23 protein-coding genes are annotated in these 25,388 nt (G+C 64.2%); 8 read left to right on the top strand and 15 right to left on the bottom strand.

What is annotated here, in order from left to right:
• Positions 1-285: 285 nt before the first annotated feature.
• Genes KSS94_RS17980 through KSS94_RS17970 form a run of 3 tightly spaced genes read right to left on the bottom strand, consistent with a single transcriptional unit; the run spans position 286 to position 2,603 of the window.
• On the bottom strand, positions 286-1,371 hold the full coding sequence (locus KSS94_RS17980; RefSeq protein WP_217839432.1) for a DUF3396 domain-containing protein: 1,086 nt from the start codon (positions 1,369-1,371) through the stop codon (positions 286-288).
• A gap of 15 nt (positions 1,372-1,386) precedes the next feature.
• Entirely contained in the window at positions 1,387-2,088 is a 702-nt protein-coding gene (locus KSS94_RS17975) for a VRR-NUC domain-containing protein (RefSeq protein WP_217839431.1), read from the bottom strand.
• Complete coding sequence (locus KSS94_RS17970; RefSeq protein ID WP_217839430.1) at positions 2,085-2,603, bottom strand: PAAR domain-containing protein; 519 nt, start codon at positions 2,601-2,603, stop codon at positions 2,085-2,087. The genes KSS94_RS17975 and KSS94_RS17970 overlap by 4 nt, the downstream gene beginning before the upstream one ends.
• Positions 2,604-3,000: 397 nt before the next feature.
• On the opposite strand from KSS94_RS17970, the gene KSS94_RS17965 reads away from it, so the two are divergent.
• Positions 3,001-4,164 (top strand): AAA family ATPase, encoded by a 1,164-nt coding sequence (locus KSS94_RS17965; protein WP_217839429.1) that lies wholly within the window; start codon positions 3,001-3,003, stop codon positions 4,162-4,164.
• Between the two features lie 172 nt (positions 4,165-4,336).
• Here the strand turns inward: KSS94_RS17965 and KSS94_RS17960 are convergent, their stop codons facing one another.
• From KSS94_RS17960 to gloB, 9 genes are all read right to left on the bottom strand, one after another.
• Complete coding sequence (locus KSS94_RS17960; protein ID WP_217839428.1) at positions 4,337-4,606, bottom strand: DUF3077 domain-containing protein; 270 nt, start codon at positions 4,604-4,606, stop codon at positions 4,337-4,339.
• Positions 4,607-4,912: 306 nt separating this feature from the next.
• Positions 4,913-5,161: a hypothetical protein gene (locus KSS94_RS17955; RefSeq protein ID WP_217839427.1), complete on the bottom strand. Its 249-nt coding sequence runs from the start codon at positions 5,159-5,161 to the stop codon at positions 4,913-4,915.
• Positions 5,162-5,719: 558 nt separating this feature from the next.
• On the bottom strand, positions 5,720-7,324 hold the full coding sequence (locus KSS94_RS17950) for an ABC transporter ATP-binding protein (protein WP_217839426.1): 1,605 nt from the start codon (positions 7,322-7,324) through the stop codon (positions 5,720-5,722).
• Between the two features lies 1 nt (position 7,325).
• Positions 7,326-8,345, bottom strand: coding sequence for an ABC transporter permease (locus KSS94_RS17945; protein ID WP_217839425.1), 1,020 nt, complete (start codon positions 8,343-8,345; stop codon positions 7,326-7,328).
• Position 8,346: 1 nt separating this feature from the next.
• Positions 8,347-9,420, bottom strand: a complete 1,074-nt coding sequence (locus tag KSS94_RS17940; RefSeq protein ID WP_217839424.1) for a microcin C ABC transporter permease YejB — start codon at positions 9,418-9,420, stop codon at positions 8,347-8,349.
• A 1-nt stretch (position 9,421) separates the two neighbouring features.
• Complete coding sequence (locus tag KSS94_RS17935; protein ID WP_217839423.1) at positions 9,422-11,254, bottom strand: extracellular solute-binding protein; 1,833 nt, start codon at positions 11,252-11,254, stop codon at positions 9,422-9,424.
• Positions 11,251-13,080, bottom strand: a complete 1,830-nt coding sequence (locus KSS94_RS17930) for an extracellular solute-binding protein (RefSeq protein ID WP_217839422.1) — start codon at positions 13,078-13,080, stop codon at positions 11,251-11,253. The genes KSS94_RS17935 and KSS94_RS17930 overlap by 4 nt, the downstream gene beginning before the upstream one ends.
• 223 nt (positions 13,081-13,303) lie before the next feature.
• Positions 13,304-14,737: a lytic transglycosylase domain-containing protein gene (locus KSS94_RS17925; RefSeq protein WP_217839421.1), complete on the bottom strand. Its 1,434-nt coding sequence runs from the start codon at positions 14,735-14,737 to the stop codon at positions 13,304-13,306.
• A 100-nt stretch (positions 14,738-14,837) separates the two neighbouring features.
• Positions 14,838-15,617 carry a hydroxyacylglutathione hydrolase gene (gloB, locus tag KSS94_RS17920; RefSeq protein WP_217839420.1) on the bottom strand — a complete coding sequence of 260 codons (780 nt, stop codon included), beginning with the start codon at positions 15,615-15,617 and terminating at the stop codon, positions 14,838-14,840.
• Positions 15,618-15,697: 80 nt separating this feature from the next.
• Between gloB and KSS94_RS17915 the strand changes: the two genes are divergently transcribed.
• From KSS94_RS17915 to KSS94_RS17900, 4 genes are all read left to right on the top strand, one after another.
• Positions 15,698-16,471 carry a class I SAM-dependent methyltransferase gene (locus KSS94_RS17915; RefSeq protein ID WP_217839419.1) on the top strand — a complete coding sequence of 258 codons (774 nt, stop codon included), beginning with the start codon at positions 15,698-15,700 and terminating at the stop codon, positions 16,469-16,471.
• A gap of 13 nt (positions 16,472-16,484) precedes the next feature.
• On the top strand, positions 16,485-16,925 hold the full coding sequence (gene rnhA / locus KSS94_RS17910; protein ID WP_217839418.1) for a ribonuclease HI: 441 nt from the start codon (positions 16,485-16,487) through the stop codon (positions 16,923-16,925).
• A 149-nt stretch (positions 16,926-17,074) separates the two neighbouring features.
• Positions 17,075-17,830, top strand: coding sequence for a DNA polymerase III subunit epsilon (gene dnaQ, locus KSS94_RS17905; protein ID WP_217839417.1), 756 nt, complete (start codon positions 17,075-17,077; stop codon positions 17,828-17,830).
• Positions 17,831-17,995: 165 nt separating this feature from the next.
• The gene (locus tag KSS94_RS17900) at positions 17,996-20,245 is read left to right on the top strand and encodes an Orn/Lys/Arg family decarboxylase (protein WP_217839416.1); all 2,250 of its coding nucleotides are present in this window, start codon (positions 17,996-17,998) and stop codon (positions 20,243-20,245) included.
• Here KSS94_RS17900 and KSS94_RS17895 read toward each other — a convergent pair.
• Complete coding sequence (locus KSS94_RS17895; RefSeq protein WP_217839415.1) at positions 20,229-20,447, bottom strand: hypothetical protein; 219 nt, start codon at positions 20,445-20,447, stop codon at positions 20,229-20,231. The two genes, KSS94_RS17900 and KSS94_RS17895, sit on opposite strands and share 17 nt — an antisense overlap.
• 157 nt (positions 20,448-20,604) lie before the next feature.
• Here KSS94_RS17895 and KSS94_RS17890 point away from each other — a divergent pair, with 157 nt between their 5' ends.
• Complete coding sequence (locus KSS94_RS17890) at positions 20,605-21,165, top strand: NADPH-dependent FMN reductase (protein WP_217839414.1); 561 nt, start codon at positions 20,605-20,607, stop codon at positions 21,163-21,165.
• A gap of 117 nt (positions 21,166-21,282) precedes the next feature.
• On the opposite strand, the gene phnX is transcribed toward KSS94_RS17890, so the two are convergent.
• A complete protein-coding gene (gene phnX / locus KSS94_RS17885) occupies positions 21,283-22,110 on the bottom strand; it encodes a phosphonoacetaldehyde hydrolase (protein ID WP_217839413.1) in 828 nt (275 codons plus the stop codon).
• Positions 22,111-22,144: 34 nt separating this feature from the next.
• The gene (locus tag KSS94_RS17880) at positions 22,145-23,251 is read right to left on the bottom strand and encodes a 2-aminoethylphosphonate--pyruvate transaminase (protein ID WP_217839412.1); all 1,107 of its coding nucleotides are present in this window, start codon (positions 23,249-23,251) and stop codon (positions 22,145-22,147) included.
• Between the two features lie 119 nt (positions 23,252-23,370).
• Between KSS94_RS17880 and KSS94_RS17875 the strand changes: the two genes are divergently transcribed.
• The gene (locus KSS94_RS17875) at positions 23,371-24,234 is read left to right on the top strand and encodes a LysR substrate-binding domain-containing protein (RefSeq protein ID WP_217839411.1); all 864 of its coding nucleotides are present in this window, start codon (positions 23,371-23,373) and stop codon (positions 24,232-24,234) included.
• 81 nt (positions 24,235-24,315) lie between these two features.
• The gene (locus KSS94_RS17870; RefSeq protein WP_217839410.1) at positions 24,316-25,335 is read left to right on the top strand and encodes an AraC family transcriptional regulator; all 1,020 of its coding nucleotides are present in this window, start codon (positions 24,316-24,318) and stop codon (positions 25,333-25,335) included.
• Positions 25,336-25,388 lie beyond the last annotated feature (53 nt).

Genomic DNA, 25,388 nt, shown 5'->3' with positions numbered 1-25,388 from the left:
TTGTGCTGCCTGTTCCGGCCTCATCGCCGGCAAGCCGGCTGCTACAGGTACGGCACTGACCTGAAACTCATGCAATCCCTGTGGGAGCGGCTTTAGCCGCGAAGCAGGCGCCGCGTTAGATGGCACCGGCTTCGCCGGTGTTCGCGGCTAAAGCCGCTCCCACAGAATCTTCGTTAAATCAACGAGTTGTGATTTTTTCCAAAGGAGCCGCTCGAAACACATTGGAAGGCTCGAGCGGGTTTTACCTGTTCGTGCTAGAGGTGATGGCTACGCATGTCGAGCGGCTTACAAACGCTCAGGCAGGGTATTGGTAGCATCCAGTTTGGGTTCGTTGTCGAGAAGCTTGGTGCGCCAGGCCGGCAGATCGGCGGCGTCTACATCCAGGCGCTGGAGCCACTGGTCTGCCGACCAGCCGACCAGGCGCAGTTCGCCGTCATGGGAGCCGCCGTGCAGTGAGCCGACGGTCGTGTAGCGGATACTTTTGAGCACATGGTTCAACAGGACATAAGCTGCCGGCCTAGCATCATCGGCATCTCCCCCGGCCGGGTAAGCTCCAGCTTGAATCACCACACCTGCACCGTAGTCGTAGAAGGCAAAATGACTGGACGGAAGTTGTGCGCGCAGCGCCGCGAGCCCGCCGGCCTGCGCCACGCGCGCCTGGTCGAGTACGGTCAGCCAGCTGACAGTCTTGATCTTGGTCGGTTTGAACTCTGGGATGTTGGCCAACAGTCCAGCAGTACCCACGTCCACTCCCGGCATTCGGGTGGCCATAAACGCTTCGGTGGGCTCGTTATCATCCTTGTTCGTCACGGAAAGATTAAATGCATGCCCGGCATAGCCCTGCTCTGGAGCCAGCCGACGTGCGAAAGCGAGGAGTAGACGCAGGAAGTTCAGCGGGTGTTGCTCCTGATACAGCAGCGGTACGGAGAACTCCAGTACGCTCAAATCGTCCCCCATTTTTGCTTCCCAGCCACGCTTGCCGTAAACATCGAATAGCCACGCGCTGGCGTCCTGGGGTTGTCTACCACTGGTGTAGTAAAAGCTGAGGTGGTCGTCCTCATCCATTGCGCCTATCAGCTCGCGCAGCGGCTTTGCCTTTGCGTAGGCAGTCAGTGGCTTGCCCTGCGCAGGCTCCTCACGCCAAAGCCAGGTTAATTGTGGTTCGGCGCAGCGCCTGAACTCATCGAAACAATGACAAATCGCTTCGCGAACCAGAGGAGTGTGTGCTCCCTTGAAATACAGTGTGCCTCGCAGGCAAAGCACGGCGCCGATGTAGTCTTCGGGGCCACCCTTCATCAGCAGGTTGCCGGGTAACTCCACTATCTGAGGCTGATTGAGCAATGCCTCGGCCAGTTTGAATTCTGCATCCATGTGACGTCCTCCAAATCAGTAGGCGGGGATCATTGGGCGAGGTGTGCGACCACGGCTTAGGATGTATACCAGAGCGCCTGCGGCCGCAGCAGCCCAGCCCACCTGCTCAACGGGGACTTTTGACTGCTGGTTTTCCTGGCTACAGTCACAGTCTGTGGATTTCATTACGACGACCTTGTTCTTGTTGCCGGCAATTTTTGCGTAGGCATCGGCCTGGCCTCTGTTGGGCGGATCAGGCGGAAACTTCATCTCCACCACCTGCTTGATATTGTCCTGCGTCGGCGGCTTTCTCGGGTCTTTCACGATCACGACATCTGGCCGACGAATCATACCTTTGCCAGGTTTGAACGGCGGGTGCTCCGGGTCTTCATCCCAGTATTTCTTGATCCAGCCGGGTATCCAGCCATGCGCACTGCTGCCTGTCTCACTGTCGAGAATCGGCTGTGGCGGGTTCTTGGTCATGTCGTAGCTGACCTCGGGCTTGTACAGGCTGCGCCCGTAGAGCTTTTCGTCCAACTCGCCCAGGCGTTGAGCCACACAGGCTTGCTTGAGACTCTTGCCATCCTGGCTGATGTTGGGGGTGCTGCTGCAATAGCAGACCGCCGAGCACAGCACCATTTTGTCCTGCGGGTCGAGGTTGGGCTCGAGGATGCCTACCGGGTTGGTCTTGCCGCCGGGGCTCATGCCGCCCTGAGACAGGCCGGGCTGGTCGCTCATGCTTGGCCCTCCTGTACCAGGTCGATATGAATGGACTCGCAAGCATCGTGGTTGACCCACGAGGTCATGCCTTCGCTATCGGTAGTGCTGAGGGCACTCCAGCCGCCACTTGACCAGAGCTTGACCTTACGCCCGGCGGCAGGTTTGCCGGTTTGCTGATCGATCAGTTGAAAACGCCCGGAGAAAGGCGCCTTGACGCTGGACAGCGGGGTAACAGGAATGACGGGCGCGGGGGTGAACACATCACCGATGATGACGGTCCCCGACCCACTGGTGACCGAGTTGCCGTGCGCCCCGACGCTGCCCAGCGTGGCCGCCGGCTGGCCATTGATGAAAACGGTCGCCGCCACACCGGAGACAATCGGGCTGCCGCAGGCGGACAGGTCGTTTTTCCGGGCGGCGGGCAATCCGTCGAAGATCACGTCGGGTGAACCACTGACGAGAGGGTTGGTACCGTGGCCCGGTATGGGGCAGGCCGTAGGGTCGCTGACGCGGGCAGCGGGTTTTCCACTCATATGCGAGTCCTTGCATTAGTGAGATCAGCTTGCGAAGCGATAGATCGGCAGTGCGGTGCAAGCCATGGCAGGATGGCGTGGGCGCTTGGTTGGAGCAGATCTTGGGAGGGCGAACCTAACAGAGATGGGTTGCGCAACTTTTTGCGCACTTCGTCTGTAGACGGCATGGCTAGCGAGCTTTACGAGACTGTAACGTTATATTTCATCGGGCAGGGTGCTACCCCGAGATGCTGAACCGGCCTCATCGTCACCGGCAGCCGGCTCCTCGGTTCAGGGTTGCGCTGCAGCCGGGCTTTGGTGAAAGCACACGCCTGCTTGCCCGGCGGCAACCACTCTGCTTTACATCCAATTATTCCAGGCCAATAATTATTGGCATTCAATAATTCAGGCTAAACCCATGGCTGACATCTTCCTGCGCCCCGAACTGGCTGCCGACATGGCCAGGCAGTTGCTCGAGCCCTCTGCGCTGGACATCGGCCTGCGCTCCGGGCTGTTCCTGTCTGGGCTGCGCCGCACGGGCAAGACCACTTTTCTCAAGAACGACCTCATTCCCGCGCTGGAAGCCAAGGGGGCGTTGGTGATCTATGTCGACCTGTGGAGCGACACCCAAACCAGCCCGGTAAGGCTGGTGCACGGCGCGGTGCGCAAAGCCCTGCACGACTTGCAGGCCCCAGCCTCGGCGTTCATGCGCCGGCTCAAGGCGCTGCGCGGCGCCGGGGTAGAGCTGGCGGGTTTCAAGCTGGGCTTCAACCTGGACACGCTGGGCGAGGCGGGTGGCGTGACGCTGGCGGAGGCCCTTACCGAAGTAGTGGACCAGGCCAAGGCGACGGTGGTGCTGATCGTCGACGAGGTGCAGCACGCCATCACCACCGAAGACGGCCAGCAGATGATGCTGGCGTTGAAGGCGGCGCGCGATGCCATCAACCCACGGCCTGCGACGCCTGGGCATTTTCTTTTCATCGGTACCGGGTCGCACCGCGCGATGGTCAATGAGCTGACGGCGCGGCGTAACCAGGCGTTCGCCGGCGCCACCAATGTGCCGTACCCCTTGCTGGGCAGCGACTATGTCGCGTTCTGGCTGGCACGGCTTGCCGCGGACGGGCAGGCAAACTTGCCGGCACTGGAGGTGGCGGCGGAGGCTTTCAAGACCCTGGGCAGCAGGCCCGAGGAATTTATTCGTGCCCTGCGCCAACTGATTCATTCACCGAGCCTGGCCAGCGGTGCGGACGTGGTGCTGCCGGTGATTGCAGCGACCCTGCGCTCGGCGGCGGCGGACCTCGAATTGATGAAGGTCGAGGAGCTGGGTGTGCTGGCCCAGGCCATCTTCGCGCGCATTGCCTCGGTGGACGGCGAGACGCGCGGCGTGTTCTCCAGTGAGGCGGCGGGGGAGTACTCGAAGTTCGTCGGGCGCGAAGTGCGTGTAGAGGAAATCCAGCCGGTGGCCAACGACCTGCTAGCCGCCAACCTGATCATTCGCCGGGGGCACGGGTTGTATGGCGTGACCGACCCGTTCGTGCAAGAGATCTGGCGCGAGCGCCAGGCGCTGCTGGGCGGGCGCTAAGGTGCGGGCTGGGGCGGCCCATGGCACCCAGTTGCTGCATCTGGCGACAAGTCATAAACCACCGAGGCGGGAAGCCCGACCGATGAACACCTACCGGCTGATCACGTTGGCAGCCTCATGGTGGCAGTGGAGTAAGGCTGCCCAGATCTACCTAACCCGAGCAGCCCCAACCTCAGTGCTTCATCCCCAACTCCGCATCATCCATCAACGCCTTGGCCAACGCGCTGAGGTAATGCGCCGCCCAAACCAGCTGCGCATTGCCATCCAGCACCCCGACCAGGGTCATGTCGCGAACGCACCCCATCAATTCCGAGGCCTGCTCGCGCGCGTGCTGGCAAGGAATGCCCGGCTCGATGCAGAACAGCGGTTCGGTATGCCCTGCGCTTTGATAGAAACGGGTTTTGCCGACAGTGGTTTTCGGCGTGGTGTCGTCTGTGGTCATTGTTCAATCTCCCTGAAATATTCAGCGCCTGTCGCGTGTGAGTTGAATCCGCGGCGGGCACCACTACCCCTTGTGGGGGCAACTGTCTTGTGCTGCCTGAACCGGCCTTATCGCCGGCAAGCCGGCTCCTACAGGTACAGCCTTGAGTCTGGCCTCGCGCAATCCTGTGGGAGCGGGCTTGCCCGCGAATCAGGCAACGCGGTGGTCCGGCATCCCGGCAAGCCCGCTCCCACAGGGTCATGCGTATCTGTGTAGGAGCCGGCTTGCCGGCGATAGGGCCAGCCCAGGCAGCCATTACCTGGCGGCCTAGTGCAGCACCTGAGGCCTGACTTGTGGCGGCATCTGTACCTGAATCAACGCCGATTCAAGCAACACCCGCAGCGCCTCCAGCTCATGCATCGCCGCCATGATCAGCAGCGAGACGGGCGACCTGGGCTGCAGCAAGGCAGCCTGCTGCGCCACGGTCTGTGCGCACAGGGCGTATTCCGCAGCCTGGATGAGGGTGTCTTCGAGGGAGTGTGGGTTGTGCGGTGGATCTGGAACGATCTTTAACATGACTACGTCCTTTCAACGGTGCGACCACCTGCCTGCTGTCAAACAGAAGGGTGGCAGCTGTACGTGGGTTGACAGACCGGCGGACATAGCAAGTTCCGGCGCACGCAAGCGTGCCCGCACGTACAGCCGCCATAAAGACGAGCTGATATCTATGTACCGTCGCGACCTGTCAAAGTCGATCGCTGAAGACAGCGACTGGCTGAGACTAGGGTGGTGCCGAAGCGGTCGCAACGGAAAAAAGGCGGTAGGAGGATATTTGGGAAATGGACTACAAGGAAGGGCTTAAATCTGATTTCTGACGTGCTCGAAGTGCCCAGTTGGTGAGGTTTAGTTCGAGGGGCTGCTGCGCAGCCCAATCTCGACCGGACGGCGCCCCGGCAAGGCCGCTTCCCACAAGAATCGAGTCGGCTTTAGAAATTGAGCAAGACAGTTGCTCCCAGAGGGATTGCATAAGCTTCAGGCCAGCGCCGTACCTGTAGGAGCCGGCTTGCCGGCGATGAGGCCGGTGTGAACACCCCAAGAAAGTTGCCCCTACAGGGGCGGGATCATGATCAATGGTCAGTGATCGGCCTGCAAAAACGCCGCCTCCAACAACTGCTTCGTATACCCATGCTGCGGCTCATGGAAGATCGCCTGCGCATCCCCCTGTTCAACCACCTGCCCATGCTTGATCACCATCAACTGGTGACTCAACGCCTTCACCACCGCCAAGTCATGGCTAATGAACAAATAGGTCAGGTTGTACTTAACCTGCAAATTGCGCAAAAGCTCCACCACCTGCCGCTGCACCGTCCGGTCCAGCGCCGAGGTGGGCTCATCCAGCAAAATCAACGCCGGCTTCAACACCAAGGCCCGGGCAATCGCAATCCGCTGGCGCTGCCCGCCAGAAAACTCATGGGGATACCGATGCCGCGTGCGCGGGTCCAGCCCCACCTCTTCCAGCGCTGCAATGATCGCCGCTTCCTGTTCGTCAGGCGTGCCGATCTTGTGAATCCGCAGGCCTTCGCCGACGATATCCGCCACACACATACGCGGGCTCAAGCTGCCGAACGGGTCCTGGAACACCACCTGCATTTCCCGGCGCAGCGGCCGCACCTGCTTCTGGTTCAAACCTTCCAGCGCCTGCCCATGGAAGCGAATGCCGCCCTGGCTCGAGATCAAACGCAAGATGGCCAGCCCCAAGGTGGACTTGCCCGACCCACTCTCGCCAACGATGCCCAGCGTCTGCCCCTGGGGCAGGCTGAAGTTCACCCCGTCCACGGCCTTTACATGGTCCACGGTGCGGCGCAGCAGGCCTTTCTTGATCGGGAACCACACCTTCAAATCCTGCACCTGCAGCAGCGGCGCGCCTTCGGCGTTGGCGGCGGCGGCGCCGCTGGGTTCGGCGTTGATCAGCATTTGCGTATAGGGGTGCTGCGGCTTGCTGAACAGTGTGGCGCAGTCGGCCTGTTCGACGATCTTGCCGCACTGCATCACGCACACGCGGTGGGCGATGCGGCGCACCAGGTTGAGGTCGTGGCTGATCAGCAGCAAGGCCATGCCTAAGCGCGCCTGCAGCGATTTGAGCAGGTCGAGAATCTTCAGCTGCACGGTCACGTCGAGCGCGGTGGTGGGCTCGTCGGCGATCAGCAGCTCGGGCTCGTTGGCCAGGGCCATGGCGATCATCACCCGCTGGCGCTGGCCGCCGGACAGCTCGTGGGGCAGCGCCTTGAGGCGCTTGTGCGGCTCGGGGATGCCGACCAGCTCCAGCAGCTCCAGGGTGCGGGCGGTGGCGGCCTTGCCGGTCAGGCCCTTGTGCAGCAAGAGGATTTCGTTGATCTGCTTCTCGATGCTGTGCAACGGGTTCAGCGAGGTCATCGGCTCCTGGAAGATCATCGCAATGCGGTTGCCGCGGATGCGCTGCATGGGCTTTTCGCCCAGGTGCAGCAGGTCCTTGCCGCCGTACTGGATGGTGCCGCTGGGGTGGCGGGCCAGGGGGTAGGGCAGCAGGCGCAGGATGGAGTGGGCGGTGACCGACTTGCCCGAGCCGCTCTCGCCCACCAGGGCCAGGGTTTCGCCCTTGCGGATGTCGAAGCTGATGCCGTCGACCACGCGGTTGACCTGCTCGCCGGTAACGAACTCTACGGCCAGGTCGCGCACTTCGATCAGGGTGTCTTGGCTCATGTCATTTCCTCGGGTCGAAGGCATCGCGGGCGGACTCGCCGATAAACACCAGCAGGCTCAGCATCACCGCCAGCACGGCGAAGGCACTGATGCCAAGCCAGGGGGCTTGCAGGTTGGACTTGCCCTGGGCCACCAGCTCACCCAGCGACGGGGAGCCGGCGGGCAGGCCGAAGCCGAGAAAATCCAGCGCGGTGAGGGTGCCGATGGCGCCGGTGAGAATGAACGGCATGAAGGTCATGGTCGAGATCATGGCGTTGGGCAGGATGTGCCGGAACATGATCGGGCCGTTGCGCATGCCCAGCGCGCGGGCGGCGCGCACGTACTCGAGGTTGCGCCCGCGCAGGAACTCGGCGCGCACCACGTCCACCAGGCTCATCCACGAGAACAGCAGCATGATGCCCAGCAGCCACCAGAAGTTGGGCTGCACGAAGCTTGCGAGGATGATCAGCAGGTACAGCACCGGCAGGCCGGACCAGATCTCCAGAAAACGCTGGCCGGCCAGGTCTACCCAGCCGCCATAAAAGCCCTGCAGGGCGCCGGCGATGACGCCGATGATGGAGCTGGCGATGGTCAGCGTCAGGGCGAACAGTACCGATACACGAAAGCCATAGATCACCCGGGCCAGCACGTCGCGGCCCTGGTCGTCGGTGCCCAGCAGGTTGTCCAGCGAGGGCGGCGCGGGGGCGGGCACCTTGAGGTCGTAGTTGATGCTCTGGTAGCTGAACGGGATCGGCGCCCACAGCACGACGGCGTCTTTTTTCGCCAGCAGCTCGCGGATGTATGGGCTCTTGTAGTTGGCCTCCAGCGGGAACTCGCCGCCGAAGGTGGTTTCGGGGTAGCGCTTGAAGGCCGGCATGTACCACTGCCCGTCGTAGCGAACGGCGATGGGCTTGTCGTTGGCGATCAGCTCGGCGCCCAGGCTCAGTACAAACAGCACCAGGAACAGCCACAGCGACCACCAGCCACGGCGGTTGGCCTTGAAGCGCTCGAAGCGCCGGCGGTTGAGGGGGGAGAGGGCCATGTCAGTGCTCCCGGCTGGCGAAGTCGATACGCGGGTCGACCAGGGTGTAGGTGAGGTCGCCGATCAGTTTCACCACCAGCCCCAGCAGGGTGAAGATGAACAGGGTGCCGAACACCACCGGGTAGTCGCGGTTGATCGCCGCTTCGAAACTCATCAGGCCCAGGCCATCGAGGCTGAAGATCACCTCGATCAACAGGGACCCTGTGAAGAAGATGCCGATGAACGCCGAGGGGAAGCCGGCAATCACCAGCAGCATGGCGTTGCGGAACACGTGGCCGTACAGCACGCGGTTGCGGCTCAGGCCCTTGGCCTTGGCGGTGACCACGTACTGCTTGTTGATCTCGTCGAGGAAGCTGTTCTTGGTCAGCAGGGTCATGGTGGCGAAGTTGCCGATCACCAGCGCGGTGATCGGCAGCACCAGGTGCCAGAAGTAGTCCAGCACCTTGCCGGTGGTACTCAGCTCGTCGAAGTTGTTGGAGGTGAGCCCGCGCAGCGGGAACCAGTCGAAGTAGCTGCCGCCGGCAAACAGCACGATCAGCAGGATGGCGAACAAAAACGCGGGGATGGCGTAGCCGACGATGATCGCCGAGCTGGTCCAGACGTCGAAATGGCTGCCGTGGCGCACCGCTTTGGCGATGCCCAGGGGTATCGACACCAGGTACATGATCAGCGTGCTCCACAACCCCAGCGAAATCGACACGGGCATTTTCTCGGCGATCAGGTCGATGACCTTGGCATCGCGAAAGAAGCTGTCGCCGAAGTCGAAGCGGGCGTAGTTCTTGACCATGATCCACAGCCGCTCGGGCGGCGACTTGTCGAAGCCGTACATGCGCTCGATCTCGGCGATCAGGGCTGGGTCCAGCCCCTGCGCGCCGCGGTAGTTGGAGCCGGCCACCGACACTTCGGCGCCGCCGCCGGCAATGCGGCTGGTGGCGCCGTCAAAGCCTTCGAGCTTGGCGATCATCTGCTCCACCGGCCCGCCGGGGGCGGCCTGGACGATGATGAAGTTGATGACGAGGATGCCGAACAGGGTCGGGATGATCAGCAGCAGGCGCCGCAGGATATAGGCCAGCATGTCAGTTGGCCTCGCTGGCGGGCGGGGCTTCGCTTACCGCCGGGGTGACGTTGGGCTTGACCCACCAGGTGTCGATGCCGACGTCGTACTTGGGCGACTTGGCCGGGTGGCCGATGTGGTTCCAGTAGGCTACGCGGTTGGTCTTGATGTGCCAGTTGGGCACCACGTAGTAGCCCCATTGCAGCACGCGGTCCAGGGCGCGGCAGTGGTCTATCAGGCTCTGGCGCGAGTCGGCGTTGATCAGTTGCTCCACCAGTTGGTCGATGGCCGGGTCGCGCAGGCCGATGAAGTTGCGGCTGCCGGGGTTGTCGGCGGCGGCGCTGGACCAGAACTCGCGCTGCTCGTTGCCCGGCGAGTTGGACTGCGGGTAGCCGCCGACGATCATGTCGAAGTCCCGCGAGCGCAGGCGGTTGATGTATTGCGACACATCAACCCGGCGGATCTCGAAGCCGATACCCAGGTCTGCGAGGTTGCGCTTGAACGGCAGCAGCACGCGCTCGAACTGGGTTTGGGCGAGCAGAAACTCGATGTTCACAGGCTTGCCGGTGGCATCGACCATCTTGTCATCGACGATCTTCCAGCCGGCCTCTTGCAGTAGCTTGTAGGCTTGGCGTTGTTGCTCGCGGATCATGCCGCTGCCGTCGCTGACCGGGTTTTCGAAGGCTTGGCTGAACACCTGGTCAGGCACCTTGCCGCGCAGCGGTTCGAGAATTTTCAGCTCGGCGGGCGAGGGCAGGCCGCTGGCGGCCATCTCGGAGTTTTCGAAGTAGCTGTCGGTGCGAATGTAGGCGCCGTTGAACAGCTGCTTGTTGGTCCACTCGAAGTCGAACAGCAGGCTCAGCGCCTTGCGTACGCGAATGTCCTGGAACACCGGTTTGCGCAGGTTGAAGATGAAGCCCTGCATGCCCACCGGGTTGCCGTTGGGGATTTCTTCCTTGATCAGGCGCCCGTCGCGCACGGCGGGGATGTCGTAGGCGGTGGCCCAGTTCTTCGCGCTCATCTCCAGCTCATAGTCGAACGCGCCGGCCTTGAGGGCTTCGAGGGCGACGTTGTTGTCGCGGTACACGTCGAAGGTCATGGCGTCGAAGTTGTAGAAGCCGCGGTTGATCGGCAGGTCCTTGCCCCAGTAGTCCTTGACCCGCTCGTAGCGGATCGAGCGGCCGGCCTTCACTTCGGCGACCTTGTACGGGCCGCTGCCCAGGGGTATTTCAAGGTTGCCGCGGGTGAACTCGCGGCCTTGGTACCAGTGCTTGGGCAGCACCGGCAACTGGCCGAGAATCAGCGGCAGCTCGCGGTTGTTGTTGTGCTTGAACTTGAACAGCACCTTAAGCGGGTCTTCGGCGATTACCTCGGCGACATCGCCGTAGTACTGGCGGTACAGCGGTGCGCCGTCCTTGACCAGGGTGTTGAAGGTGAACACCACGTCTTCGGCGCGCATCGGGTGGCCGTCGTGAAAACGTGCCTCGGGGCGCAGGTAGAAGCGCACCCAGCTGTTGTCGGGAGCCTTCTCGATCTTGCCGGCCACCAGGCCGTACTCGGTGAAGGGCTCGTCCAGGCTCTGGCGCATCAGGGTGTCGTAGATGATGCCGAGGTTGTCGGCGGCCACGCCCTTGTTGATGAACGGGTTGAGGCTGTCGAAACCGCCGAAGCTGGACTGGCGGAAGGTGCCGCCCTTGGGCGCGTCGGGGTTGACGAAGTCGAAGTGCTTGAAGTTGGCCGGGTACTTGGGGGCTTCGTCGTACAGGGTCAGGGCGTGTTGCGGGGCGGCCAGCGCCGGCAGGGCCAGGCAGCTGAGCAGCAGGCTGGCGGTAAAGGTGCGCAGCGACGAAATCATTGGGCTTTCTCCGAAGGCTTGATCCACCAGGTGTTCAGCCCGAGGGTATAGGGCGGCGTGGTGACGAAAGCGAAGCGGTTGCGGTAGGCCAGGCGATGGTTGTCCAGGTACCAGTTGGGGATCATGTAGTACTGCCACGACAGCACCCGGTCCAGGGCGCGGGCGGCAGCCACCTGGTCGTCACGGGTGCGGGCAGCCAGCAGGGTGTCGAGCAGGTGGTCGACCACCGGGTCCTTCACCCCTGCGTAGTTCTTGCTGCCCTTGACCGCAGCCTGGCTTGAGTGGAAGTACAGCCATTGTTCCAGGCCCGGGCTGAGGGTCTGGTTGAGGGTCATCAGGATCATGTCGAAGTCGAACTGGTCGAGGCGTTGCTTGTACTGGGCGCGGTCGACGGTACGCAGGCGCGCGTCGATGCCCATGTTGGCCAGGTTTTCGACATAGGGCTGCAGGATGCGTTCAAGGTTGGGGTTGACCAGCAGCAGCTCCAGGCGGAACTGGCGGCCCTTGGCGTCGAGCAGGCGCTGGCCGTTGAGCTTCCAGCCGGCCTCGGCGAACAGCGCCAGGGCCTGGCGCAGGGTGGCGCGGTTGATGCCGTTGCCGTCGGTGTGGCTCACCTGGTAGGGCTCGGTGAACAGCTTGGCCGGCAACTGGTCGCGGAACGGTTTGAGCAGCAGCCATTCTTTGCCGGTGGGCAGGCCGCTGGCGGTGAACTCGCTGTTGGGGTAGTAGCTGGTGGCGCGTCGGTAGGCGCCGTTGAACAGCGCGCGGTTGGTCCACTCGAAGTCGAGCATCAGGCCCAGCGCCTGGCGTACCCGCGGGTCGGCGAAGGCGGCGCGGCGGCTGTTCATGAACAGGCCCTGGGTTTGCGTGGGGATCTGGTGCGGGATTTGCGCCTTGATCACCTCGCCACGGCGCACGGCGGGGAAGTTGTAGCCGTTGGCCCAGTTCTTGGCCTGGTGCTCGATGTAGATGTCGAACTCGCCGGCCTTGAACGCCTCGAAGGCCACTGTGGCGTCACGGTAGAACTCGTACTCGACGCGGTTGAAGTTGTACTTGCCGCGGTTCACCGCCAGGTCCTTGCCCCAGTAGTTCTTCACCCGCTCGAACACCACGCGCCGGCCGGGCACCACTTCGCTGATGCGGTACGGGCCGCTGCCCAGCGGCGGCTCGAAGGTGGTTGCCTTGAAGTCGCGCTTTTGCCAGTAGTGCTTGGGCAGCACCGGCATTTCGCCCAGGCGCAGAATCAGCAGCGGGTTGCCGGCGCGCTTGAATACGAAGCGAATGCGCAGCGGGCCGAGCACGTCGACGCGCTGCACCTCCTGCAGGTTGGTGCGGTACAGCGGGTGGCCGTCTTTGAGCAGGGTGCGGTAGCTGAAGGCGACGTCGGCCGAGGTGATCGGCGTGCCGTCGTGAAAGCGCGCCTCGGGGCGCAGGTTGAACACCACCCAGCTGCGGTCCTCGCTGTACTCCACCGAGCGGGCGATCAGGCCATAACTGCTGGTGGGCTCGTCGCCCGAGGGGTCGTACATGCCGGTGCCGACCATCAGCGTCTCGTTCAGCTCGCTGATGCCGTACTGCAGGAAGTTGGGCGTGGTGACCGGGCTCGAACCCTTGAAGGTGTAGGGGTTGAGCGTGTCGAAGGTGCCAAACGCCATGGCCCGCAAGGTGCCGCCCTTGGGCGCTTGCGGGTTGACCCAGTCGAAGTGGGTGAAGCTGGCCGGGTACTTGAGCGTGCCGAACTGCGCGTATCCGTGGCTTTCGCTCACCATCGCGACGGCGGGGAAGCTCAAGGCCAGGCTGAGGGACAGCAGGAGGGGACGTATCAAGTCGGCATCCGATCCAGGGGCGTTGGGCTTGGGTCGGGGTACAGTAACAGCTTGTACAGGCTCGAAAAAGAGCTGCTTCAGAGTGACGATGGATCGGGCGATGCAGCCCCTGTGGGAGCGGGTTTACCCGCGAAGCAGCCTGCGCGATGGATGGCACCGGCGTTGCCGGTGTTCGCGGGTAAACCCGCTCCCACAGGAGCGGATTTGGCCACGGACCAGGTGGTCAGTGCGACAGGTAAACGGTCAGCGTCTGCCCGGGCTTGAGGGCATGCCCGCTGCGCGGGTTCCAGCGCTTGAGGTGTTTCATCTCGACGTTGAAACGTTTTGCAACCAGATAGTACGAGTCGCCCTTGCGCACCTTGTACTGGGTGGAGCGCTGTTTCGAGTCTGCTACCCGGTTGCCTGCCGCGCTGGGTGCGTTGCCGCCGCGCAGGGCGAGCACCTGGCCAACCTTGAGGTTGTTGCCGCGCATGCCGTTCCAGCTTTGCAGCTGCTTGACCGACACCCGGTTGGCCTTGGCGATGCTGCCCAGGTTGTCACCACGCTTGACCCGGTAGCTGCGCGCCGCCGGGGCCTTGGCCTCGGCCAGGGCAGCCTGGAACACGGCCTTGTTCGGTTGCAGGCTGATCAGCTCTTCAGGCTTGAGGTTGGACATGCGGTCCGACAGCAGCTGCGCCTTGGCGGTGGGCACCAGCAGTTGCTTGGGGCCGTCCACGGTCATGCGCTTCTTGAACGCCGGGTTGAGCTGGATGAGTTCGTCTTCGTCGATGTCGGCAAAGGCGGCGACCCGCGACAGGTCGAGGCGCTCATTGATGGCGACGGCTTCGAAGTAGGGTTCGTTGGCGATCGGGTTGAGGTTCACGCCGTAGGCTTCGGGGGTGTTGACCACCTGCGACAGGGCCAGCAGCTTGGGCACGTAGTCACGGGTTTCCTGCGGCAGCGGCAGGTTCCAGTAGTCGGTGGGCAGGCCGAGCTTTTCGTTGCGTTCGATGGCGCGGCTGACCGTGCCTTCGCCGGCGTTGTAGGCCGCCAGGGCCAGCAGCCAGTCGCCGTTGAACATGTCGTGCAGGCGGTTCAGGTAGTCCAGCGCGGCGTTGGTCGAGGCGGTGACGTCGCGGCGGCCATCGTAGAAACTGGTTTGGCGCAGGTTGAAGTGGCGCCCGGTGGCCGGCATGAACTGCCACATGCCGGCGGCACTGGCCCGTGAATAGGCCATCGGGTTGTAGGCGCTTTCGATGGCTGGCAGCAGCGCCAGCTCCAGCGGCATGTCGCGCTCTTCAAGGCGTTCGACGATGTAGTGCAGGTAGAGGCTGCCGCGCTCGCCGGCGGTTTCGACGAACGACGGGTTGCTGGCGAACCACAGGCGCTGCTGTTCGATGCGCGGGTTGACGTCGATGCCGTCCTGCAGGGCGAAGCCCTGGCGCATGCGCTCCCACACGTCTTGCGGGGCCTGGGCCTGGGCCTTTGCCTTGACCACCAGCGGTGCGGGTTTGTGCTTGATCCGCGCCTGGTAGTTGTGCGCGCGAACGCTGTCGGATTCGTCGAGCTGACGGGTGCTCTGGCAGCCCACCAGTGTGGCGGCCAGCGCCAGTGCACTGATCTGTGCCAGTCGCGTCAGGGCGACCGAATGAGAGGTTCTGCGGCTACGGGAAGACATCGGTTGGAGGTGTTATCCGGGCAAAAAAGTTCGGCGATTCTAGGAACCGCCCCCGGCCGGGTCAACCTTTAGGACTCTATCGCGATATATCTTGAGGTTATCAGAACACGTCCTTCCAAGACCTCAAGGCAGCAAAAACAGTGGCTTGGCTTGGGTTGGAATGCCCCTTCCATTCGTCTGCTTTTTGTTTAACGAATGTTTCAGCTGTGCGAAGAAATGGGTTGGTCAGGCGCTCCAAACCGATGGTCGAGGGCAGGCTGATGCGATTGTCGGCGCGCAACCGGGTAACGTCCTCGAAGCGTTGGCGAACGTGCGGGTTTTGCGGCTCCACGGCGCAGGCAAAACGCAGGTTGCTCAGGGTGTATTCGTGGGCGCAGTACACCTCGGTGGCCTCGGGCAGGGCGGCCAGGCGCTGCAGCGAGTGGTGCATCTGCTCCGGGGTGCCTTCGAACAGGCGCCCGCAACCGGCGGCGAACAGGGTGTCGCCGCAGAACAGCAGGGGCGTAGGCGTTTGCCCGGTGTAGTAGGCAATGTGCCCGAGGGTGTGGCCGGGCATGGCCAGCACTTCGAATTCAAGGCCCAGCACCTGCACGCGGGCGTTGTCGTCCAGGGCCAGGTCACGGGCTGGGATGCGCTCGTGGGCCGGGCCGCAGACGCGGGCGCCGGTGGTCTGCTTGAGCGCCTCGACACCACCGACATGGTCATTGTGATGGTGGGTGACGAGGATATCCTCGAGCACCCAGTCGGGGTTGTCGCCGAGCCATTTCAGCACCGGCGCGGCATCGCCGGGGTCGACCACCGCGCAGCGTCGATTGGCAGTATCCTGTAACAACCAGATGTAGTTGTCGGAGAAAGCGGGTAGGGCAACGATCTGTATCATGGTGCGATTTCGCCAAGCCTGGACATGGGGGCATCTTAGCCGCGATGGCGCGGCCCGAGAACCTTCCGAGGGATAACGCAATGACCGACCAAGCCTTCGCCCAGGCCGACCCCGAGTGGGTCGAGCTGATCCGCCTGGCCCGCGACTGGTTCGACGGGCCGCTGGGCCAGTTGATGCTCAAAGAGGAAGAAAAGCTGCTGAGCGAAGAGCTCGGGCGCTTCTTCGGCGGTTACCTGGTGCACTACGGCCCCGGCGCCGAGGCGCCGCCCAACGCCCCGCAGGTGCAGCGCAACGTGCGCCTGGGCGCGCCGTTGCCGGGGGTGGAGATCGTCTGCGAAGAACAGGCCTGGCCGTTGTCGGAGCATGCCGCCGACGTGGTGGTGCTGCAGCATGGCCTGGACTTCAGCCTGTCGCCCCACGGCCTGCTGCGTGAGGCGGCCAGCGCGGTGCGCCCGGGCGGGCACCTGCTGATCGTCGGCATCAACCCCTGGAGCAGTTGGGGCGTGCGCCACCTGTTCAGCCGCGGCGCCCTGCGCAAGGCGCGGTGTATCTCGGCCTCGCGGGTGGGGGACTGGCTCAACCTGCTGGGCTTCGCGCTGGAGAAACGCAGGTTCGGGTGCTATCGTCCGCCGCTCGCCTCACCGGCCTGGCAGCAGCGCCTGGCGGGTTGGGAGCGGGTTGCCGGGGGCTGGCAGAGCGCCGGTGGCGGCGTTTACCTGCTGGTGGCGCGCAAGATGGTGGTCGGCCTGCGCCCGTTGCGCCCGGCGCGCCGCGAACCGATGGGCAAGCTGCTGCCGCTGCCGCTGGCCAAGGTCAACCGCAGCGCCGCCAGCCCCGATACTGACAAGCACTGAACACGAGTGGTACATGAGCGAGAGCGTCGAGATATACACCGATGGTGCCTGCAAGGGCAACCCTGGCCCGGGCGGCTGGGGTGTGCTGATGGTTTTCAAGGGCGTCGAGAAGGAGTTGTGGGGCGGCGAGCGCGAAACCACCAACAACCGCATGGAACTGATGGCTGCCATCGAGGGGCTCAAGGCCCTCAAGCGTGAGTGCGAGGTGGTGCTGACCACCGACTCCCAGTACGTGATGAAGGGCATCAACGAGTGGATGCCCAACTGGAAGAAGCGCGGCTGGAAGACCGCCGCCAAGGAGCCGGTGAAAAACGCCGACCTGTGGATGGCGCTGGATGAGCAGGTCAACCGGCACAAGGTGACCTGGAAGTGGGTGCGCGGGCATATCGGCCACCCCGGCAACGAGCGCGCCGACCAGTTGGCCAACCGTGGGGTGGATGAGCTGCGCAAGTAGCGTTCAGGCGTGTTGGTTGGGGCTGCTGCGCAGCCCAATCGCCGGCAAGCCGGCTCCTACAGGTACCGCGTGCCCTGTAGGAGCCGGCTTGCCGGCGATTGGGTTATACTCCCACCCCGAATTCAGGCACCGCCAGTTGGAGTCCCCGCGTGGAGCAGCAGCAAGACAAACGCTTTGTCATCCTCGATACCGAAACCACCGGTATGCCGGTGACCGAAGGCCACCGCATCATCGAGATCGGTTGTGTCGAGGTCATTGGCCGGCGGCTGACCGGGCGGCATTTCCACGTCTACCTGCAACCTGACCGCGAGAGCGACGAGGGTGCCATTGGCGTTCACGGCATCACCGACGCGTTCCTGGTGGGCAAGCCGCGCTTTGGCGAGGTGGCCGAGGAGTTCTTCGAGTTCATTCAGGGCTCGACCCTGGTCATCCACAACGCGGCGTTCGACGTTGGCTTCATCAACAACGAATTCGCCTTGATCGGCCAGCAGGACCGCGCCGATATCTCCCAGCACTGCCCGATCCTCGACACCCTGATGATGGCGCGTTCGCGTCACCCCGGGCAGCGCAACAGCCTCGATGCGCTGTGCAAACGTTACGGCATCGACAACTCCGGCCGTGAGCTGCACGGCGCACTGCTCGACTCGGAACTGCTGGCCGACGTCTACCTGGCGATGACCGGTGGGCAGACCAGCCTGTCGCTGGCCGGCGAGGGGGCCGGTGGCGAGGATGGGCAGGGCAGTGCTGGCAGTGAGATCCGCCGCATCACCGGGCGTGCGCCGGGGCGGGTGATCCTGGCCAGTGAGCAGGAACTCGAAGCCCATGCCGAGCGTTTGGCGGCGGTGGCCAAGTCGGCCGGCGGGCCTTCGATGTGGCAGGCGTTGACTGAGCCTGCGGCGGGCTGAGGCTTAAGCAGGCCCGGCCCCTACAGGGGAATGCGGTCCTTGTAGGAGCCGGCTTGCCGGCGATAGGGCCGAGCCTGGCAGTACAAGGCATTTGCCTTCAACAGCGCATCGCCGGCAAGCCGGCTCCTACACTGTGGCTATTGCCCCTGTGGAGGTAGCCGCCCGATGTACAAGGACCTCAAGTTCCCCATCCTCATCGTCCATCGGGCGATCAAGGCCGACAGCGTGGCCGGCGAGCGGGTGCGCGGCATCGCCGCCGAGCTGGCCCAGGACGGCTTTGCCATCCTCGCCGCCGCCGACCACGCCGAGGCGCGGCTGGTCGCGGCCACCCACCATGGCCTGGCCTGCATGTTGATTGCCGCCGAAGGCGTCGGCGACAACCACCACCTGCTGCAGAACATGGCCGAACTGATCGGCCTGGCCCGCCTGCGTGCGCCCAACCTGCCGATTTTCGCCTTGGGCGAGCAGGTGACCTTGGAAAACGCCCCGGCCGAGGCCATGGGCGAGCTCAACCAGCTGCGCGGCATCCTCTACCTGTTCGAAGACACCGTACCGTTTCTGGCCCGACAGGTGGCGCGGGCGGCGCACAACTACCTGGACGGCCTGCTGCCGCCGTTCTTCAAGGCCCTGGTGCAGCACACCGCGCAATCCAACTATTCCTGGCACACCCCCGGCCACGGTGGCGGCGTGGCCTATCGCAAAAGCCCGGTTGGGCAGGCGTTTCACCAGTTTTTCGGCGAAAACACCCTGCGCTCGGACTTGTCGGTATCGGTGCCCGAGCTGGGTTCGCTGCTCGACCACACCGGGCCCCTGGCCGAAGCCGAGGCGCGGGCGGCGCGCAACTTCGGCGCCGACCACACCTTCTTCGTCATCAACGGCACTTCCACCGCCAACAAGATCGTCTGGCACGCCATGGTCGGGCGCGACGACCTGGTGCTGGTGGATCGCAACTGCCACAAGTCGGTGGTGCACGCCATCATCATGACCGGCGCCATCCCCATTTACCTGTGCCCGGAGCGCAACGAGCTGGGCATCATCGGGCCGATCCCGCTCAGCGAGTTCAGCCCCGAGTCGGTCCGCGCGAAAATCGCCGCGCACCCGCTGGCCAACGGCCGCCCGGCCAAGATTCGCCTGGCGGTGGTCACCAACTCCACCTACGACGGCCTGTGCTACCACGCCGGGATGATCAAGCAACTGCTCGGCGCCAGCGTCGAGGTGCTGCACTTCGACGAGGCCTGGTTCGCCTATGCGGCCTTCCACGACTTCTTCGCCGGGCGCTACGCCATGGGCACGGCGCGGGCCGATGACGGCCCGCTGCTGTTCAGCACCCACTCCACCCACAAGCTGCTGGCGGCGTTCAGCCAGGCGTCGATGATCCATGTGCAGGACGGCGCCACCCGCCAGCTGGACCGCGACCGCTTCAACGAAGCCTTCATGATGCATATCTCCACCTCGCCGCAGTACAGCATCCTCGCCTCGCTGGACGTGGCCTCGAGCATGATGGAGGGCCCGGCCGGGCGCTCGCTGCTGCAGGAGATGTTCGATGAGGCCCTGAGCTTTCGCCGGGCACTGGCCAACCTGCGCCAGCACATCGCTGCCGACGACTGGTGGTTCAGCATCTGGCAGCCGCCCCAGGCCGAAGGCATCCACCGCCTGGCGGCGCAGGACTGGCTGTTGCAGCCGGGCGCCGAGTGGCATGGCTTTGGCGAATTGGCCGATGGCTACGTGTTGCTCGACCCGCTCAAGGTCACCCTGGTGATGCCGGGGCTGAGCGCCGGCGGCGTGCTGGACGAGCACGGCATCCCGGCAGCGGTGGTGGGCAAGTTTCTTTGGGAGCGCGGGTTGGTGGTGGAAAAAACCGGGCTGTACAGCTTTCTGGTGCTGTTCTCGATGGGCATCACCAAGGGCAAGTGGAGCACCCTGCTCACCGAGTTGCTGGAGTTCAAGCGCCACTATGACGCCAATACGCTGCTCAATGCGTGCCTGCCCAGCGTGGTGGCCGAGCAGCCGGCGCGCTACAAGGGCCTGGGCCTGCGCGAACTGTGCGAGCAGTTGCACGCCTGCTACCGCAGCAATGCCACAGCCAAGCAGCTGAAGCGGCTGTTCACCAAATTACCGGAGGTCGCCATGAGCCCGGCGCGGGCCTATGACCAGATGGTGCGGGGGGAGGTGGAAGCGGTGCCGATCGGGGAGCTGCTGGGCCGGGTGGCGGCGGTGATGCTGGTGCCGTACCCGCCGGGAATCCCGTTGATCATGCCGGGGGAGCGTTTTACCGAGGCGACCCGCTCGATCCTCGACTACCTGGCCTTTGCCCGAGCCTTCGATGAGGGCTTTCCGGGTTTTGTTGCCGATGTGCATGGCCTGCAGCGCGAAGGGCAGGCCTACACGGTGGACTGCATCAAGGAATGCGAATGATCTCGACGCCGGTCTGGGCCAGCTCGAAGCGGTCCTCGCCCAGGTAGTTGACCCGGTCGCCGATGGCCAGGCGGTAGGTGGTGATCGGCGCACCCTGGGTGCTACCGTCGGCCTGGAGGGTGGACTCCTGGAATTCGTGCACGGGGTAGATACGGCCTTCGGCGTCGCGGGCGTGGAACTGGCCGACCATTACTGCTGCCATTTTGGGTGGAACCCTCTGAAACGTGTAGGAAATGTCTGTAGGCATAGACCAGCGAAACGCTTGGGAAGTTTTCTGCTGGGTGGAAAAAAACCTAAGGGCCGAGGAACGGTCATCTATAACTGTTCAGGTTCCATTCCCCACACAGGACTTACACGCCATGAGCCAGGTCTATTCGGTAGCGGTTGTCGTCGGCAGTTTGCGCAAGGACTCCTACAACCGCAAGGTGGCCCGCGCCTTGTCCGAGCTGGCGTCGTCCAGCCTCGCCCTGAAAATCGTCGAAATCGGTGACCTGCCGTTGTACAACGAAGACGTCGAGGCCGAGGGGGCACCGGACAGCTGGAAGCGCTTTCGTGAAGAGATCCGGCGCAGCGACGCGGTGCTGTTCGTCACCCCGGAGTACAACCGTTCGGTACCGGGCTGCCTGAAAAACGCCATCGATGTGGGCTCGCGGCCATACGGGCAGAGCGCCTGGAGCGGCAAGCCGACGGCGGTGGTCAGCGTGTCGCCGGGGGCGATCGGCGGTTTTGGTGCCAACCATGCGGTGCGCCAGTCGCTGGTGTTTCTCGACATGCCCTGCATGCAGATGCCCGAGGCGTATATCGGCGGGGCGGCGTCGTTGTTCGATGAGGGCGGCAAGCTGAACGACAAGACCCGGCCGTTCCTGCAGGCGTTCATCGACAAATTTGCCTCCTGGGTGAAGCTGAACCGCTCGGTCTGACATTGCACGTATGGCCATTCGCGGGTAAACCCGCTGCCACAGGGGGATCACTGGTTTAATCGGCAGTGATATCCCTGTTGGAGCGGGTTTACCCGCGAAGAAGGCGACGCCGACCTGTCAGAACGCCTGCGGCATCTGGCCCTTGGCCAGCCGCCGGTTGATATCGGCAATCACCTCGGGCAGTTCGTTGATGGTGTCGATCAGGTAGTGCGGGCGGGAACCGGCAAACAGCTGGTGAATGCGCTGACGCTCGCTCTCGAGCTTCTCGGCGCCCAGCGCACGGTATTCTTCCCAGGTCAGCCCCAGGGCGTTGCCCGAGCACACCAGCGCCACGGTCCACATGCCGGCATGGCGGCCTTCGAGAATGCCCGGCACGGTGTCGTCCACCTTCACGCAGGCGGCCACGTCATCGATGCCCAGGGCGATCACGTTGGCCAGGGCCTGGGCCGGCCACGGGCGCCCGTTCGGGGTTTCGTCGGTGGCCACCACGTGGTCGGCCACATAGCCGTTTTGCGCAGCCAGCGCCACCACCTTGTCCATCACCACCTTGGGGTAGCCCGAGCACGAGCCGATCTTCAGCCCGCCCTTGCGCAGCCCAGTGAGGGTGTCCAGAGCGCCGGGGATCAGCGCCGAGTGCACGGCGATCTTCTCGATCTGCAGGGGCATGAAGCGTTCATAGATGGCGGTGACGTCAGCGTCGGTAGGCGTGCGGCCAAACACCTTGCGGTAGCGCTCGGCGATCACCGGCACGTCGCACAGGGTGCGGATATGGTCCCACTTGCCCATGCCCATCGGGCCGCGGGCCTCTTCGATGGACACCTGCACGTCGAATTCGGCGAAGGCCTCGACGAAAATCTGCGTGGGGGCGAACGAGCCGAAGTCGACCACGGTGCCGGCCCAGTCGAGGATGGCGGCTTGCAGCTGGGTGGGGTTGCTGTAGTTCATATGCGCAATTTCCTTGAATTGGGTGGGCAGAGGGTCAGATGTCCAGCACTTCCATTTCCCGCAGCACCTCGGCCACGGCGTCGACGGCGGCCTGCATGCCGGCCGCGCCAACCACGCCGATGCAGCCGACGCGGAAGGTCTCGACCTGAGTCAGCTTGCCGGGGTAGAGGATGAAACCCTTGGCTTTGACCCGCTCGTAGAAGTCCTTGAACTGGTAACGGGTATCGTTGGGGGCGTGGAAGGTGACGATGATCGGTGCCTGGATGGCGGCGGGCAGGAAGCTTTTGAGGCCGATTTTGGCCATGCCCTCGAGCAGGGTCTTGCAGTTGTCGGCGTAGCGCTGGTGACGGGCCGGCAGGCCGCCTTCCTCGTTGTATTGCCGCAGCGCTTCGTGCAGGGCGGCGACCACGTGGGTGGGCGGGGTGAAGCGCCACTGGCCGGTCTTGGCCATATAGGCGTGCTGGTCGTGCAGGTCCATGGCGAGCGAATGGGCGTTGCCTTCGGCGGCGACCAGGGCGGTTTTTTCGGCGAACACGAAGCCCATGCCCGGTACGCCTTCCAGGCACTTGCCGGAGGCGGCGATCAGCGCCTCGAATGGGATTTGCCGGGCATCGATGGGCAACGCGCCGAATGAGCTCATGGCGTCGATGATCAGGCGTTTGCCGTAGCGCTGGATCACCTGGGCGATCTCGGCCAGCGGGTTGAGGATACCGGTGCTGGTTTCGCAGTGAATCAGCGCCACGTGGGTAACGCTTGGGTCGGCGGCCAGCAGACGGTCGACGTCTTCGGCGGTGGTGGGTTGGTCTTCGGCGGTTTCGAAGGTGCTGTAAGCGCGGCCCAGTACCTTGCAGATCTTCGCCAGGCGCTGGCCGTAGGCGCCGTTGATCAGTACCAGCACCTTGCCGTCACGCGGCACCAGGGTGCCGATGGCCGCCTCGACGGCGAAGGTGCCGCTGCCCTGCAGGGGCACGCAGTGGTGGCTGGCGGCGCCGTCGAGGATCGCCAGCAACTGCTCGCACACGCTGGCAGTCAGCTGGTTGAAGTCGCGGTCCCAGGAGCCCCAGTCCACGAGCATGGCCTGGCGGGTGCGCAGCGAAGTGGTCAGGGGGCCGGGGGTCAGCAGGATCGGGGCGTTGCTCATTGCGTGGTTCCTCACAGGCAGTGGGCTGGGCTGGAAAACTATGGGGGCTAGGTTGCAATTGGCCGAACTATCAATCAAATTGTTTGTAGATATGCCAGCCATAAGTCAGGCCGATAGATATGAACCTGTTCCAGCTCCGAGCCTTCGATGCCGTCGCCCGCGAGGGCAGCTTCACCCGTGCTGCCGAGCGCCTGTTCATCAGCCAGCCGGCGGTGACCGGGCACGTCAAGGCGCTGGAGGAGCACTACCAGATCACCTTGCTGCGGCGTACCGCACGGCGGGTGGAGTTGACCGAGGAGGGCACGCGCCTGGCGGCGATCACCCGGGCCATGTTCGGGCTGGCGGAAGAGGCCCAGGCGATGCTCGAGGCCAACAGCCAGTTGCTCACCGGGCGCCTGGAGGTGGCCGCCGACGGCCCGCACCGGGTGATGCCGATGCTGGCGCTGCTGCGCGAGCGCTACCCGGGCATTACCGTCAACCTGCGCCTGGGCAACGCCCAGGAAACCCTGGCCGCGCTGCTGGGCGAGCATGCCGACGTGGCGGTGCTGACCGAGATCGAGCCGCGCAAGGGGCTGCATTTGCAGAGCCTTTGTGAGTCGCGATTGTGCGCCTTGCTGCCGCTGGGGCATGCCTGGGCCGAGGCCGCTGAGGACCTGCCGCTGGCCGCGCTGGACAAGCAGATCATGGTGCTGCGCGAACCCAGTTCCACCACCCGGCGCACCTTCGACAAGGCCTGCGCCGGAGCAGGCATTCAGCCGCGGGTACTGCTGGAATTGGGCAGCCGCGAGGCGGTCACCGAGGCGGTGGCGGCGCAGTTGGGCATTGGCGTGGTGTCGTCTACCGAGGTGGCCCACGACCCGCGGGTGGTGGCGCGGCCGCTGAGTGGGGCGGGGCTGGTCAACCAGCATATGCTCGGGTGCCTGGAGCGGCGCCGGGAACTGCGCTTGATCCAGGCGTTTCTGGGGTTGGCTGCCGGTGTTTGAGGGGCCTAAGATGCGCTGGCCCCATCGCCGGCAAGCCGGCTCCTACAGGGCGTGTGCTGCTGCAGTGAGCGGAAACCTTTGATGAGCGAAAAAGACACCATCTCCATGCAACTGGTGCGTGAAGCGCTGTTGCAAAGCTGCCCGAGTGACGCGGTGGATGCCGTGCTGGCCCAGGCCGGTATCGATGCCACGCAGTTGCGGCTACCCGAGGCACGGGTCGGGGCCGACGCCTACGCACGCCTGTGGCGCCTGCTGGCGCGGCGCTGCAACGACGAGTTCTTCGCCATGGACCCGCGTGGCCTGCGCAGCGGCAGCCTGGCCTTTGTGTGCCGTGCCGCCATGATGCAGCCAACCCTGGCCGACGGGTTGCGGTGCGTGCTGGATTTTCTCGGGCTGATGCTCGAAGACCTGCAGCCCAGCCTGGTGCGCCAGCCGGGCCTGGCCGAGATCGTCATCAACGAACCGCGCGATGCAACGCGCCGGGCCTTCACCTACTTCACCTTCTGGATGATCGTGCATGGCGTGGCCTGCTGGCTGGCCGGGCGGCGCATCCCGATCCTGGCCATCGACCTGCGCTGCGCCGAGCCGCCGTTTTGCGACGACTACCGGGTGATGTTCTCGGAAAACCTGCAGTTCGAGCGCCCGCATACGCGCATGATCATCGCTGCCGACTGCCTGGACTTGCCGCTCAAGCGCTCGGTCGAGGAACTGCAGCGGTTTCTTGCCGAAGTGCCGGGCAACATATTGGTCAAGTACCGCGACCCGGCCAGTCTGGGCCGGCGCATCCGCAATGACCTGCTGGCACTCGACCCTGCCCGCTGGCCCGACGCCGACCAGCTGGCCCGTCAGCTGTGCCTGTCGCCGTCGACCCTGCGCCGCCGCCTGGCCGATGAGGGGCAGAGCTACCAAGGGCTCAAGGACAGTGTGCGGCGGGAGCTGGCGATCGCCTGGCTGAGCGCTACCGAGCCGGGCCTGGGCGAGATCGCCGAGCGCCTGGGGTTCGCCGACAGCAGCTCGTTCTACAAGGCGTTTCGCAAGTGGTTCGGCTGCAACCCTGGGCATTATCGGGCGCTGATCGGCAGGCAGGGGCTGCAAGGCTGACAGGCTCGGTTTTCCTGCTGCCGGCGTGATGACGGTTGGCTGATCGTGGTGCC

Source organism: Pseudomonas fakonensis, from assembly GCF_019139895.1.
Classification (GTDB): domain Bacteria; phylum Pseudomonadota; class Gammaproteobacteria; order Pseudomonadales; family Pseudomonadaceae; genus Aquipseudomonas; species Aquipseudomonas fakonensis.
Note: the sequence above shows the minus strand (reverse complement) of the source record. Positions and strands in the feature narration are given on the sequence as shown.

Bases quoted from the DNA above. Each gene is read 5' to 3' on its own strand.
- rnhA (WP_217839418.1), top strand. From the start codon at position 16,485: ATGAGCGAGAGCGTCGAGATATACACCGATGGTGCCTGCAAGGGCAAC.
- KSS94_RS17900 (WP_217839416.1), top strand. From the start codon at position 17,996: ATGTACAAGGACCTCAAGTTCCCCATCCTCATCGTCCATCGGGCGATC.
- gloB (WP_217839420.1), bottom strand. From the start codon at position 15,617: ATGATACAGATCGTTGCCCTACCCGCTTTCTCCGACAACTACATCTGG.
- KSS94_RS17955 (WP_217839427.1), bottom strand. From the start codon at position 5,161: ATGTTAAAGATCGTTCCAGATCCACCGCACAACCCACACTCCCTCGAA.
- KSS94_RS17945 (WP_217839425.1), bottom strand. From the start codon at position 8,345: ATGGCCCTCTCCCCCCTCAACCGCCGGCGCTTCGAGCGCTTCAAGGCC.
- KSS94_RS17880 (WP_217839412.1), bottom strand. From the start codon at position 23,251: ATGAGCAACGCCCCGATCCTGCTGACCCCCGGCCCCCTGACCACTTCG.
- phnX (WP_217839413.1), bottom strand. From the start codon at position 22,110: ATGAACTACAGCAACCCCACCCAGCTGCAAGCCGCCATCCTCGACTGG.
- KSS94_RS17935 (WP_217839423.1), bottom strand. From the start codon at position 11,254: ATGATTTCGTCGCTGCGCACCTTTACCGCCAGCCTGCTGCTCAGCTGC.
- KSS94_RS17895 (WP_217839415.1), bottom strand. From the start codon at position 20,447: ATGGCAGCAGTAATGGTCGGCCAGTTCCACGCCCGCGACGCCGAAGGC.
- KSS94_RS17950 (WP_217839426.1), bottom strand. From the start codon at position 7,324: ATGAGCCAAGACACCCTGATCGAAGTGCGCGACCTGGCCGTAGAGTTC.
- KSS94_RS17975 (WP_217839431.1), bottom strand. From the start codon at position 2,088: ATGAGCGACCAGCCCGGCCTGTCTCAGGGCGGCATGAGCCCCGGCGGC.
- KSS94_RS17965 (WP_217839429.1), top strand. From the start codon at position 3,001: ATGGCTGACATCTTCCTGCGCCCCGAACTGGCTGCCGACATGGCCAGG.
- KSS94_RS17925 (WP_217839421.1), bottom strand. From the start codon at position 14,737: ATGTCTTCCCGTAGCCGCAGAACCTCTCATTCGGTCGCCCTGACGCGA.
- KSS94_RS17870 (WP_217839410.1), top strand. From the start codon at position 24,316: ATGAGCGAAAAAGACACCATCTCCATGCAACTGGTGCGTGAAGCGCTG.
- KSS94_RS17980 (WP_217839432.1), bottom strand. From the start codon at position 1,371: ATGGATGCAGAATTCAAACTGGCCGAGGCATTGCTCAATCAGCCTCAG.
- KSS94_RS17875 (WP_217839411.1), top strand. From the start codon at position 23,371: ATGAACCTGTTCCAGCTCCGAGCCTTCGATGCCGTCGCCCGCGAGGGC.
- KSS94_RS17915 (WP_217839419.1), top strand. From the start codon at position 15,698: ATGACCGACCAAGCCTTCGCCCAGGCCGACCCCGAGTGGGTCGAGCTG.
- KSS94_RS17940 (WP_217839424.1), bottom strand. From the start codon at position 9,420: ATGCTGGCCTATATCCTGCGGCGCCTGCTGCTGATCATCCCGACCCTG.
- KSS94_RS17890 (WP_217839414.1), top strand. From the start codon at position 20,605: ATGAGCCAGGTCTATTCGGTAGCGGTTGTCGTCGGCAGTTTGCGCAAG.
- KSS94_RS17960 (WP_217839428.1), bottom strand. From the start codon at position 4,606: ATGACCACAGACGACACCACGCCGAAAACCACTGTCGGCAAAACCCGT.
- KSS94_RS17970 (WP_217839430.1), bottom strand. From the start codon at position 2,603: ATGAGTGGAAAACCCGCTGCCCGCGTCAGCGACCCTACGGCCTGCCCC.